Origin of the sequence: Thalassovita mangrovi, from assembly GCF_009857745.1 — a bacterium.
Lineage (GTDB): Bacteria > Pseudomonadota > Alphaproteobacteria > Rhodobacterales > Rhodobacteraceae > Thalassobius > Thalassobius mangrovi.
This window is the reverse complement of record NZ_WWEN01000002.1, coordinates 874,928-887,016: the sequence shown is the minus strand read 5'-3', so window position 1 is coordinate 887,016 and position 12,089 is coordinate 874,928. Positions and strand designations below refer to the sequence as shown.

Annotated in this window: 13 protein-coding genes; 10 read left to right on the top strand and 3 right to left on the bottom strand. The window is 64.4% G+C overall.

Annotation, left to right across the window (positions count from 1 at the left end; all coding sequences use genetic code 11):
* Positions 1 to 129 precede the first annotated feature (129 nt).
* A complete protein-coding gene (locus tag GR167_RS06040; RefSeq protein ID WP_160972519.1) occupies positions 130 to 573 on the top strand; it encodes a hypothetical protein in 444 nt (147 codons plus the stop codon).
* An 8-nt stretch (positions 574 to 581) separates the two neighbouring features.
* Here the strand turns inward: GR167_RS06040 and dprA are convergent, their stop codons facing one another.
* Both dprA and tldD read right to left on the bottom strand, forming a co-directional pair.
* The gene (gene dprA / locus GR167_RS06035) at positions 582 to 1,724 is read right to left on the bottom strand and encodes a DNA-processing protein DprA (protein WP_160972518.1); all 1,143 of its coding nucleotides are present in this window, start codon (positions 1,722 to 1,724) and stop codon (positions 582 to 584) included.
* Between the two features lie 96 nt (positions 1,725 to 1,820).
* Positions 1,821 to 3,242 carry a metalloprotease TldD gene (gene tldD, locus GR167_RS06030; RefSeq protein ID WP_160972517.1) on the bottom strand — a complete coding sequence of 474 codons (1,422 nt, stop codon included), beginning with the start codon at positions 3,240 to 3,242 and terminating at the stop codon, positions 1,821 to 1,823.
* Positions 3,243 to 3,437: 195 nt separating this feature from the next.
* Between tldD and coxB the strand changes: the two genes are divergently transcribed.
* The 9 genes from coxB (at position 3,438) to GR167_RS05990 (ending at position 11,067) form a co-directional block, all read left to right on the top strand.
* On the top strand, positions 3,438 to 4,286 hold the full coding sequence (coxB, locus tag GR167_RS06025) for a cytochrome c oxidase subunit II (protein WP_160972516.1): 849 nt from the start codon (positions 3,438 to 3,440) through the stop codon (positions 4,284 to 4,286).
* 88 nt (positions 4,287 to 4,374) lie between these two features.
* The gene (cyoE, locus tag GR167_RS06020) at positions 4,375 to 5,313 is read left to right on the top strand and encodes a heme o synthase (RefSeq protein WP_160972515.1); all 939 of its coding nucleotides are present in this window, start codon (positions 4,375 to 4,377) and stop codon (positions 5,311 to 5,313) included.
* A gap of 1 nt (position 5,314) precedes the next feature.
* Entirely contained in the window at positions 5,315 to 5,491 is a 177-nt protein-coding gene (locus GR167_RS20115; protein ID WP_212769836.1) for a cytochrome c oxidase system small membrane protein, read from the top strand.
* 1 nt (position 5,492) lies between these two features.
* Entirely contained in the window at positions 5,493 to 6,071 is a 579-nt protein-coding gene (locus GR167_RS06015) for a cytochrome c oxidase assembly protein (protein WP_160972514.1), read from the top strand.
* A 24-nt stretch (positions 6,072 to 6,095) separates the two neighbouring features.
* Positions 6,096 to 6,896, top strand: coding sequence for a cytochrome c oxidase subunit 3 (locus GR167_RS06010; RefSeq protein WP_160972513.1), 801 nt, complete (start codon positions 6,096 to 6,098; stop codon positions 6,894 to 6,896).
* Between the two features lie 244 nt (positions 6,897 to 7,140).
* A complete protein-coding gene (locus GR167_RS06005; protein WP_160972512.1) occupies positions 7,141 to 7,839 on the top strand; it encodes an SURF1 family protein in 699 nt (232 codons plus the stop codon).
* A complete protein-coding gene (gene thrC / locus GR167_RS06000) occupies positions 7,836 to 9,224 on the top strand; it encodes a threonine synthase (protein ID WP_160972511.1) in 1,389 nt (462 codons plus the stop codon). Before GR167_RS06005 ends, thrC begins: the two co-directional genes overlap by 4 nt.
* Positions 9,221 to 10,483: a M16 family metallopeptidase gene (locus GR167_RS05995; RefSeq protein ID WP_160972510.1), complete on the top strand. Its 1,263-nt coding sequence runs from the start codon at positions 9,221 to 9,223 to the stop codon at positions 10,481 to 10,483. The genes thrC and GR167_RS05995 overlap by 4 nt, the downstream gene beginning before the upstream one ends.
* Positions 10,483 to 11,067, top strand: a complete 585-nt coding sequence (locus GR167_RS05990; protein WP_160972509.1) for a GNAT family N-acetyltransferase — start codon at positions 10,483 to 10,485, stop codon at positions 11,065 to 11,067. The genes GR167_RS05995 and GR167_RS05990 overlap by 1 nt, the downstream gene beginning before the upstream one ends.
* A 22-nt stretch (positions 11,068 to 11,089) precedes the next feature.
* On the opposite strand, the gene GR167_RS05985 is transcribed toward GR167_RS05990, so the two are convergent.
* Positions 11,090 to 11,986 carry a DMT family transporter gene (locus GR167_RS05985; RefSeq protein ID WP_160972508.1) on the bottom strand — a complete coding sequence of 299 codons (897 nt, stop codon included), beginning with the start codon at positions 11,984 to 11,986 and terminating at the stop codon, positions 11,090 to 11,092.
* Positions 11,987 to 12,089: the final 103 nt, after the last annotated feature.

Here is a 12,089-nt window from a genome sequence, read left to right as displayed (position 1 = left end):
GAATACGGCACGTTCTATGGCGGCGCAAAATGGGGGCTGCAAGTGGGGATTGTCAATCCGCATGGTAATCTGCACAGTTTCCGGGCCAATATGCCGCGACTTTGAGCCCGCCCGGAGGAGGATTTGCCGATGAGGATGCTGCTGACGGTACTGACCCTGATTTTGGCAAGCGGCGCCTCCGTTCAGGCGGGCGGCTGGTATGAGCCGCAGCGCGGCAGCGCGCTGCGCCGCGACCTGATGGATGCCTTGCGGCCGCATGCCTGGTGGCGGTTGGGCGGGCCGGTGGAATTCGTGGTGAACGAATTGCGGGTGTCGGGTGACGTGGCTTTCGCCATGGTGGTACCGCAGCGCCCCGGCGGCGGCGCGATCGATCCCGCGACGACCCCGATGGCGCTGCGCGAGGGCTACGACCCCGAGTATATGGAGGGGTTCAACATGGAAGCGCTCTATGTCAAATCCGGCAATATGTGGGTGGTGGTCGATTTCGCCATCGGCGCAACCGATGTCTGGTGGGCGGACGGATTCCATTGCGCCGACTGGGCGGCGGTGATCCCGGAAGTCTGCGGCGACTGACCCGGCCGCTAGTCTGGCGACAGCGATAGCAACCCGCCCGGCTGCCGTTTGATCCGGCCGCCCAGTTCCAGGTCGGTCAGCGCCGGCATTACCGATTGCGCCGGGACCCGCAGGTCGCGGATCAGCTGATCCTCGGCCAGCGGCGAAGGGCCGAGGCGGTCGAGGATCTGCTGATGCAGCGCGGCGGTCTGATGCAGGTCGCGCTTGGGTTCTGCGGGGGCGAGCAGGGGCAATTCGTTTTGATCCTTCGCGGCGCTTTGCGGGGGCAGCGCCTCGATCACGTCCTCGGCGTTGCGGATCAGCCGCGCACCGTCGCGGATCAGCATGTTGCAGCCCCCGGTGCGCGCGTCGAACGGATGGCCGGGTACCGCCAGAACCTCGCGCCCCTGGTCCAGCGCGTTGCGCGCGGTGATCAGGCTGCCCGATTTCGCCGCCGCCTCGATGATGACGACGGCGCGGGCTAGGCCGGAAATGATCCGGTTGCGGCGCGGGAAATCGCGCGGGCGCGGCGCGATGCCGAAGGGGCGTTCGGAAATCCGCGCGCCGGTTTTCACGATGTCGCGGCCCAGCCGGGCGTTTTCGGCCGGATAAAGCACGTCGACGCCGCCCGCAGATACCGCCACCGTGCCGGTGTCGAGGCTGGCCTGATGCGCAGCCGCATCGACGCCGCGCGCCAGTCCCGACACGATGATGTAACCCTGCGCCGCCAGATCCTTGGCCAGCCCCCGCGCCATCCGGGTGCCGAGCGACGAGGCGTTACGCGCGCCGACCAGCGCGATCATCGGCTGCTGCAGGACATCCTGCCGTCCGATCAGCCAGAAAAACGGCGGCGCATCGGCGATTTCGGCCAGCTGGCGCGGGTAATCGGGCGAGCCGATGCAGATCATGCTGGCGCCGTTGGCCTTTGCCGCCTGAAGTTCCGCGTTGGCCGCCTCGGCGCGGCAGGGGGTGTATTTTTCCACCCCGGCGGCTTTCGCCACTTCCGGCAGTGCGCCGAGGCTGGCCTGCGCCGATCCGTGTTCGCCCATCAGCCGGTAGAAGGTCGAAACCCCGACCCGGGGCGACCGGATCAGACGTATCCAGGCCAGCCGGTCGTCTTCGGTCAGGGGCGGGCGCAGCGGGTGAGTGGCAGGCTCAGTCGAATCGGTCATCGGGACTCCGTCCTTTTGCTGGTTCGGAGTTTGCCCGTGCGTGGTTAATGGCCGGTAAAGCATAACGCGCCCCCCGGGGAGGGGGCGCTGAGTGTATTAGGTCGCCGACCCGCCGACGGTCAGCCCGCCGATCATCACCGTCGGCTGGCCGACGCCGACCGGCACCCATTGCCCGGCCTTGCCGCAATTGCCCATGCCCGGGTCCAGCGCCATGTCGTTGCCAAGCGCCCTGATCTGCGTCAGCACCGTGGCGCCGTCGCCGATCAGGGTGGCGCCCTTCACCGGCGCGCCGACCTTGCCGTTCTGCACGCGGTAGGCCTCGGTGCAGGAGAACACGAACTTGCCGTTGGTGATATCGACCTGGCCGCCGCCGAAACCGACGGCATAGATGCCGTCCTTGAGGTCCGCCACGATGTCTTCGGGCCGTGCGTCGCCGCCCAGCATATAGGTGTTGGTCATCCGCGGCATCGGCGCATGGGCGTAGGATTCGCGCCGCCCGTTGCCGGTGGGCTTCACCCCCATCAGCCGGGCGTTCTGCCGGTCCTGCATATAGCCGACCAGGATACCGTCCTCGATCAGCACGTTCCTGCCCGAAGGCGTGCCTTCGTCGTCGAAACTGATCGATCCGCGCCGGTCGGGGATGGTGCCGTCATCCAGAACCGTGACGCCCGGGGCCGCGATGCGTTGCCCCATCAGCCCGGCGAAGGCGGATGATCCCTTGCGGTTGAAATCGCCTTCCAGCCCGTGACCGATCGCTTCGTGCAGCAGGATACCGGGCCAGCCCGGCCCCAGCACCACATCCATCACGCCCGCAGGCGCCGGCACCGCGTCGAGGTTGACCAGCGCGATGCGCAGCGCTTCGCGCGCCTTGTCCTGCCAGTCGGCCGGGTCCAGCAGCCCGTCGAGACCCACGCGCCCGCCGCCGCCCGCTGTGCCGGTTTCGCGCCGCCCGTTCTGTTCGACGATCACGCTCACGTTCACCCGGGTCATCGGGCGCACGTCGCACAGATGGATGCCCTCGGGGCGCAGGATTTCGATTTCCTGCAGCGAGGCGGCGATGGTCGCCGACACCTGCACCACCCGCGAATCGAGGTCGCGGGCAAAGGCATCTATTTCGCGCAGGGTTTCGATCTTGACCGGGAAGGATGCCCCGGCGATCGGGTCTTCGTCGGTGTAAAGCCGCTTGTTGGTCGGCTGCGGCGCATCGGCCAACGTGCCGCCACCAGCGCCCACCGCCAGCCGCGCGGTGGTCGCGGCGCGATCCAGCGCGGCCTGCGAAATTTCCGAGGAATGGGCGTATCCGGTGACTTCGCCATTCACCGCGCGCAGGCCGAATCCCTCGGACGCGTCATAGGAGGCGTTGCGCACCCGGCCGTCGTCGAAAACCAGAGCTTCGCCGCGTCGGCGTTCCAGAAACAGCTCGCCGTCTTCGGCGCCCAAAGTCGCGCTGCGCAGTGTCGCAAGGGCCTGTTCGGAATCCAGTGCCTGCTCGAAGGGGCGAAAAGGAGTATCGCTCATGTTTGTTTTTTCCTGTCTTTCCAGCGGGCCAGATTTGATCTAAATCAAAAAAAGCGTCCGTTTGCCGCAATGGGAATTTCTGTTCTGTATGGCAGAATATGGTTTCTAGCGGCGACAAAACAACGGGATTTCGACCGCAAGGACCGGGATCCTGCCGAAAACCAAAGAATACACCTCAACCGATCAGGGTGACATATGCGACTTTTTACTAGCCTTTCGGCCGCAGCAGCGACCGCCATCGCAGCACCGGCTTTTGCCCAAGATGTCGAAACCGTCGGCAAGCCCGTTTCCGGCGCGCTGGGTTTCCAGCCGGCCGCAACCGAACTGGCCCGTGACCTGCAGTCGCTGGATCATCTGCTTGTGTTCATCATCACCGCCATCTGCCTGTTCGTCATTGCGCTGATCGGCGTGGTGATCGTGCGCTACAACCGCAAGGCCAACCCGAACCCGTCGAGCTTCACCCACAATTCGCCGCTGGAAATCGCCTGGACCATCGTTCCGATCCTGATCCTGGTGGTCATCGGCGCGTTCTCGCTGCCGGTTCTGTTCAAGCAGCAGGAAATCCCCGAAGGCGACATCCACATCAAGGTAACCGGTTACCAGTGGTACTGGGGCTATGAATATACCGACCACGAATTCGCCTTCGACAGCTTCCTGCTGGCGCGCGACGAACTGGCCGATCACGGCTACGCCGAAGACGAATACCTGCTGGCCACCGACACCCAGGTCGTGGTTCCGGTCAACAAGGTCGTCGTGATGGACGTCACCGGCGCCGACGTGATCCATTCCTGGACCATCCCCGCCTTCGGCGTAAAACAGGATGCCGTGCCGGGCCGGATCGCCCAGTTGTGGTTCAAGGCGGAACGCGAAGGCATCTATTTCGGCCAGTGTTCGGAACTGTGCGGCAAGGACCACGCCTTCATGCCGATCACCGTCAAGGTGGTGTCGGAAGACGCCTATAAAGAATGGCTGACCGGCGCGATCGAGGAATATGCCGGCGACATGTCGACCGCACCGGGCGTGGCGCTCGCCTCGGCCGACTAATCTTACGGAACGCCGCCCCAGTGCGGGGCGGCATCCCCATCCCACCAAGCAGACCCGCGTATCCAAGCGCGGCTTTGGAAGGCAGAAGATGAGCGACGCAAGTCTCAATACCCAGGCGCAACCCGGCGAAGCGGGCTTTGGCGATTATTTCGCCCTGCTCAAGCCGCGGGTGATGTCGCTGGTGGTGTTCACCGCCCTGGTCGGGCTGCTGGCGGCGCCCATCGGCGTGCATCCGTTCATCGCCTTCTGTTCGGTCCTGTTCATCGCCGTGGGCGGCGGTGCCTCGGGCGCTTTGAACATGTGGTGGGACGCCGATATCGACGAGGTGATGAAACGCACCGCGTCGCGCCCGATCCCGTCGGGCAAGGTAGACCCACAGGAAGCGCTGGCCATCGGGGTGACCCTGTCGGTCTTCGCTGTGGTGATGCTGGGTCTGGCCGCCAATTGGATGGCCGCCGGGCTGCTGGCCTTCACCATCTTCTTCTACGCCGTCGTCTACACCATGTGGCTGAAGCGCTGGACGCCGCAGAACATCGTGATCGGCGGCGCCGCCGGGGCCTTCCCGCCGATGATCGGCTGGGCCGTGGCGACCGGGGGCGTCAGCGTCGAATCGGTGCTGATGTTCATGCTGATCTTCATGTGGACGCCGCCGCATTTCTGGGCCCTGGCCCTGTTCATGAAGGCCGATTACGAGGAAGCGGGCGTGCCGATGCTGACCGTGACCCACGGCCGCAAGGTGACCCGCCGCCATATCCTGGTCTACACGATCCTGCTGGCACCGCTGGCGATCGGCACCGGGCTGACCTCGATCGGCGGGCCGGTCTACATGACCGTGTCGGTGGTGCTGAACGCGCTGTTCCTGCTGGGGGCGGTGAAGATCTGGCGCCGCGACGAAGACGCGGCCCAGGCCGACAAGTACCGTACCGAGAAAAGCTTCTTCGGCCTGTCGCTGATGTATCTGTTCCTGCATTTCGGCGCGATCCTGGCCGAGGCGGCGCTGAAGCCCTACGGGCTGGGAGGCTGGTAAGATGGGATTCGAAAACGTCGAACATGAACTGCACAAGCGCCGGTCGAGCCGCAATCTGGGCGTCGGTCTGGTTCTGGCGGTATTCATCGCCATCGTGTTCGGGTTGACCGTGGTCAAGGTCACCCGCATCGGCGAAACCCCGGCGCAGCAGCAGCAACAGCAGCAGGGGGGCAACTGATATGGCGATGGATGGCAAGACCAAGACCGTGACCCAACTGGTCGGCATCGTGCTTTTCATGGGCGCGATGGCCTGGGCCTCGGTGCCGCTTTACAACCTGTTCTGCAAGGTGACCGGTTTCGGCGGCACTACTTTGGTATCCGAACAGGGCGCCGACACGATCCTGGATCAGACCATCAAGGTCCGGTTCGACGCCTCGAAGGAACGCGACTTCCCCTGGGAATTCAAGCCGGTGCAGCGCGAGATGGAGCTGCGCATCGGCGAAACCGGGCTGGCCTTCTACGAGGCCTATAACCCGACCGACCACCCCATTGCCGGGCAGGCCGCCTATAACGTGGCGCCTTTCGCGGCGGGCGGATTCTTCACCAAGATCGACTGCTTCTGCTTCACCGAACAGGTGCTGCAGCCGGGCGAACGGGTGACGATGCCGGTGACCTTCTATGTCGATCCCGAGATCGTCGAGGACAGCGAGGGCAAGCATCTGCACGAGATCACCCTGTCCTACACCTTTTACGAAATCGACCTGCCCGAGGAGGTTCAGGCCTCGCTCGATACCGGCAGCAAGAGCAACTTAAACTAAAGACCTTCCAACGAGGGAAACGCGATGGCGCACGAGAAAAATCACGACTATCACATTCTGCCCCCCTCACTGTATCCCCTGCTGGGCGCGGTGTTCGGGTTCATCATGCTGTTCGGGGCGGTGATCTATTTCCACACCGACAGCCCCTGGATGCTGCTGGCAGGCTTCGCCGGCGTGCTCTACGTGATGTATGGCTGGTGGTCGGAAACGATTAAGGAAAACTTCGCAGGCGACCACACCCCGGTGGTGAAGATCGGCCTGCGCTATGGCTTCATCCTGTTCATCATGTCCGAGGTGATGTTCTTCTCGGCCTGGTTCTGGAGCTTCTTCAAGCACGCGCTGTACCCGATGGGGCCGCAATCGCCCGCCGTCGACGGCGTCTGGCCGCCCGCGGGCATCGAGACCTTCGACCCCTGGCACCTGCCGCTGATCAACACGCTGATCCTGCTGTGCTCGGGCGCGGCTGCGACCTGGGCGCACCATGCGATTGCGCATGAGAACAACCGCAAGGACATGGTCAACGGTCTGCTGATCGCGGTCCTGCTGGGCATGCTGTTCACCGTGTTCCAGGTCTATGAATACAGCCACGCCTCCTTCGGCTTCTCGGGCAACATCTATGGCGCCAACTTCTTCATGGCGACCGGGTTCCACGGCTTCCACGTGGTGGTCGGCACCATCTTCCTGGCGATCTGCATGCTGCGCGCGATGAAGGGACATTTCACCGCCGATTCCCATGTCGGTTTCGAAGCCGCCGCCTGGTACTGGCACTTCGTCGACGTGGTCTGGCTGTTCCTGTTCGCGGCCGTCTATATCTGGGGCGGCTGAGCCGGGCCTTGAGCGAGATCTGGAAAACCCGCGCTTCGGTGCGGGTTTTTCTTTTTCGGGGGCTGAGACAGCAAGGCGGCAGGGGGCGCTGCCCCCTCTTGGCCTGGCGGCCAATTCACCCCCGGGATATTTGTGAACAGAAGAAGAGGCGGGATTGCGGTTGAAAATCCCTTTGTTACAGGCAAGAAAGCATCGGGGCGCAGCAGTTGCGCGCCCGTGACGTCATTGAGACCAGAAAGACCGTATGCGCCGATTGATCCTACCGCTGTTCTTTGGATTGCTGGGGGCCGCTGTGCTGATCGCACTGGGGACCTGGCAGGTGCAGCGTTTGCATTGGAAACAGGGCGTGCTGGCCGAGATCGAGGCGCGCATCCATGCCGATCCGGTGGCCCTGCCGGTAGCACCCGACCCCGAAGCCGACCGGTTCCTGCCGGTCGAGGTCAAGGGCACCATCGAAGCCCCGACGATCCGGGTTCTGGTCAGCCAGAAAACCGTCGGGGCGGGGTACCGGCTGATCAACCCGATGCAGACCGAAGACGGGCGCCGGGTTCTGATTGACCGCGGTTTCGTCCGGCTGGAGGCCACGCCGCCCGAGCCGCCCTTCGCCGATGTCACCGTCACCGGCAACCTGCACTGGCCCGAGGAGCGCGACAGTTTCACCCCGGACAACGACCGCGCCGCGAATATCTGGTTCGCGCGCGAGGTCGATGTCCTGGCGGCCGAACTGGGCACCGAACCGGTTCTGGTGATCGCCCGCGCGACATCTTTCGACGACGCCCCGGTCGCGCCGCTGCCGGTGGGGATCGAGGGCATTCCTAACGATCACTTCGAATATGCCGTTACATGGTATGGGTTAGCCGCTGTATGGCTTGCGATGCTTGGCCTGTTCCTCTGGCGCATGTACAACAGCACACGTAACCCGCGAAAGGGAACCGACCTGTGAAATATATCTCGACCCGTGGCAAGGCGCCCGTTCTGAATTTCGAAGAAGCGATGCTGACCGGGCTGGCCCGCGACGGCGGGCTGTACCTGCCCGAAACCATCCCGACGCTGAGCGCCGAGGAAATCGCGGCGCTGTCAGGGCTGAGCTATGAGGAGGTCGCCTTCCGCGTGATGCGGCCCTTCATCGGCGACACCTTCACCGATGACGAATTCCGCGCCATCATCGCGCGCGCCTACGAGGGCTTCGGCCATGCCGCCCGCGCGCCGCTGGTGCAGCTGGACAGCAACCATTTCCTGCTGGAACTGTTCCACGGCCCGACGCTGGCCTTCAAGGATTTCGCGATGCAGCTGATCGGCCAGCTGTTCCAGGCCTCGCTGAAACGGTCGGGCAAGCGGGTGACCATCGCGGGCGCCACCAGCGGCGATACCGGATCGGCAGCGATCGAGGCGTTCAAGGGCTTGGATGCGGTCGACGTCTTCATCCTGTTCCCGCATGGCCGGGTGTCCGAGGTGCAGCGGCGCCAGATGACCACGCCGCCCGAAAGCAACGTGCACGCACTGGCGATGGACGGGCATTTCGACGATTGCCAGGCCCGCGTGAAGGACATGTTCAACCATTTCGACTTCCGCGACGGGGTTGGCCTGGCCGGGGTCAATTCGATCAACTTCGCCCGGGTGCTGGCGCAGGTGGTCTATTACTTCACCTCCGCCGTCTCCTTGGGCGCGCCGCATCGCAAGGTCAGCTTCACCGTGCCGACCGGCAATTTCGGCGATATCTTCGCAGGCTTCATCGCCAAGCAGATGGGCCTGCCGATCGACCGACTGGTGGTGGCGACCAACCAGAACGACATCCTGCATCGCTGTCTGAGCAGCGGCGAATACAAGCCCGACGGCGTGATCCCCTCGATCAGCCCGTCGATGGATATCCAGGTCAGCTCGAATTTCGAACGCGCGCTGTACTATGCCTATGACCAGGACGGCGCGGCGGTCAGCCAGCTGATGGACGAACTGAACGAAGGCGGCTTCAACGTCAGCCAGGGCGCGCTGCAGGCGCTGCGCGAGGTGTTCGACAGCGGCCATTGTTCCGAAGACGAAACCCGCGCCACGATCCGCGACATGTTCGCCACGACTGGCGAATTGCTGTGCCCGCATTCGGCGGTGGGCGTGAAGGTCGCCAACGAAACGCGCAAGAGCGATGTGCCGATGATCACCCTGGCCACCGCGCACCCGGCCAAGTTCCCGGCCGCGGTGGAAGAAGCCAGCGGCCAGCACCCGGACTTGCCCACCCGCATGGCCGACCTGTATGACCGTACCGAACGGGTGACCCGGATCGCCAACGATCTGGACGCCATCGAGACGCTGATCAAGGACCGCATCGCCAAGTGACTGTGCAACTTCATACCCTGTCCAACGGTTTCCGGATCGTCACCGAACATATGCCCGGGCTGCAATCGGCCTCGATCGGCATCTGGGTGCTGGCCGGCGGCCGGCACGAGCGGCTGGAACAGAACGGCATCGCGCATTTCCTCGAACATATGGCGTTCAAGGGGACCAAGACGCGCAGCGCGCTACAGATCGCCGAGGCGATCGAAGATGTGGGCGGCTACCTGAACGCCTATACCTCGCGCGAGGTGACGGCCTATTACGCCCGCGTGCTGCAGGCCGATGTGCCGCTGGCGCTGGACGTGCTGGCCGATATCGTGCTGAACCCGGTCTTCGACGAGCGCGAGATCGAGGTCGAACGCGGCGTGATCCTGCAGGAAATCGGCCAGGCGCTGGACACGCCCGACGACGTGATCTTCGACTGGTTGCAGGAACAGGCCTATCCCGATCAGGCTTTGGGCCGCACCATCCTGGGCCCGGCCGAACGGGTCGGCAGCTTCACCCGAGAAGACCTGGCGCGTTTCGTCGCCGAACAATACGGGCCGGGGCAGATGATCCTGTCGGCCGCCGGTGCCGTCGATCACGACGTGCTGGTGCGCGAGGCCGAGAAGCTGTTCGGTCACTTGTCTCCGCTGATTTCGGTCAGCCATGACGCGGCGCAGTTCCACGGCGGCGAACACCGGCAGGTCAAGACGCTGGAACAGGCGCATTTCGCCATCGCCTTCGAAGGGCCCGATTACGGCAGCGACAAGATCCATGCCGCGCAAATCTATGCCAATGCCCTGGGCGGCGGCATGTCGAGCCGCCTGTTCCAGGAAATCCGCGAAAAGCGGGGCCTGTGCTACACGATCTTCGCCCAGGCCGGCGCCTATGCGGATACCGGCATGATGACCGTCTATGCCGGCACCTCGGCCGATCAGCTGGAAGAGCTGTCGGTCGTCACGCTGGACGAAATGAAGCGCGCCGCCGAGGACATGTCGGAAGAGGAAATCGACCGCGCCCGGGCACAGATGAAGGCCGGGCTGCTGATGGGGCTGGAAAGCCCGTCGAACCGGGCCGAACGGATGGCGCGCATGGTGCAGATCTGGGGCCGGGTGCCCGAGCTGGCCGAGGTGGTCGCCAAGATCGACGCGGTCGGCTTGCAGGACGTCCGGGACTTCGCCGAGGTCATGGCGGTCACCGCCCCGGCGGCGCTGGCGCTTTACGGCCCGGTGGACCGCGCCCCGAGCCTGGCCGAATTGCAGGAAAGGCGCGCCGCCTGATGCTGAAGCTGAAACGACAGGTCCGGATCGAAACCGAACGCCTGACGTTGCGGCCCCCCGTGCATGCCGATTTCCGCCCCTGGTCCGACCTGCGGCGCAACAGCCGCAGCTTCCTGAAACCGTGGGAACCGTCCTGGGCGCCCGATCACCTGGGCCGCAAGGCCTTCGCCAACCGGGTCTACTGGTCCAACCGGGCAGTGAAGAACGACACCGCGCTGCCTTTGTTCATGTTCCGCCGCCATGACGACGTGCTGGTGGGGGCGATCACCCTCGACCACATCCGCCGCGGCCCGGCGCAGGCGGGCACGCTGGGGTACTGGGTCGGCGAAGAATTCGCCCGCCAGGGCTATATGCGCGAAGCGATCGAGGCGCTGACCTATCATTGCTTCCACCGCATGGACCTGAGCCGGATCGAGGCCGCCTGCCTGCCGGAAAACAAACCCTCGCGCGACCTGCTGGAAAAATGCGGCTTCAAATACGAAGGCGTGGCGCAAAGCTATCTGGAAATCGACGGCCGCTGGCGCACCCATGTGCTGTACGCCTGTATCCGGCTCGACCGGCGCGGGCGCACCGAACCGATCTGATCGCGGCCCGGGCCCCCCGGGCTCAGCCGCTGTTGACGATCAGCCCCACGCCCGCCACCGCGAAGGCCGCCCCGATCCAGGCAAGCCGGTGCGGACGGGATTTTCCGACGATCCAGATCAGCGGCAGGATGACCAACGGGGTCGTTGAGGACAGGGTGGACACGATCCCGGCCGGGCCGTTGCGCAGCGCATAAAGCTGCAAGGTCATCCCCAACCCGGTTCCGACCACCGCGCTCAGCAGAACCTGTTGCATGATAGACTGGCTCATCGTCCTGATCCGGGCCCCGTTCGCTGCGGTGAACAGCGCGGGGAGGATGAGGCTGGCGGACCCCGCGGCCGAGCGGATGAAAGTGGCGGATATCGGATCGACCCCTTTCAGCATCACCGGCGCCGCGATGAGAATGCTGCCCGACTGCGTCAGCGCGGCCGCCAGCCCGAACAAGATGCCGGAACCGAGCCCGGTTTGCACGCCGGAAAACCGCGTCAGCGCTTCGGAGTTGCGCGAGATGACGGCAAGCAGGATGCCCGTGAACACGATCGCGGTGCCCAGCAAGGGCAGACCGCCCACCACCTGCCCGAGGATCACGAAGCCAAGCAGCAAGGTGAACGGCGCCGTCGTCGTGGCCAAAAGCGATTGCAGCGCCGGGCCAACCCGGGCAAGCGACGAATAGCGAAAGGTATCGGCCAGAAACACGCCCGAAATGCCGGACAGGATGAGCAGCTTCACATCCGCAAGGTTTATCGACGGATCGAACCCCGTGATCGCCAGCAGGGCGGCGAAGCCAAGGGCCACCAGCGACATTCGCACGAAGCTGAACTTCACCGCCCCCAAGGCCCGGGCGGCGTCGTAGGCGAACACATTTGACACGGCAAAGCAGGCCGCCGTGCCAAAGGCTGCAAAAATCCATAGTGATGTCATGGTCTGAGCTCCGTTTTCTTGATCCGGAGGCACCCTGCAACCTCAACCCAACTTTAGATCAAGGGGAAAATTCATACCGGTTTCGGGCGCTTGCGGGCGGGAT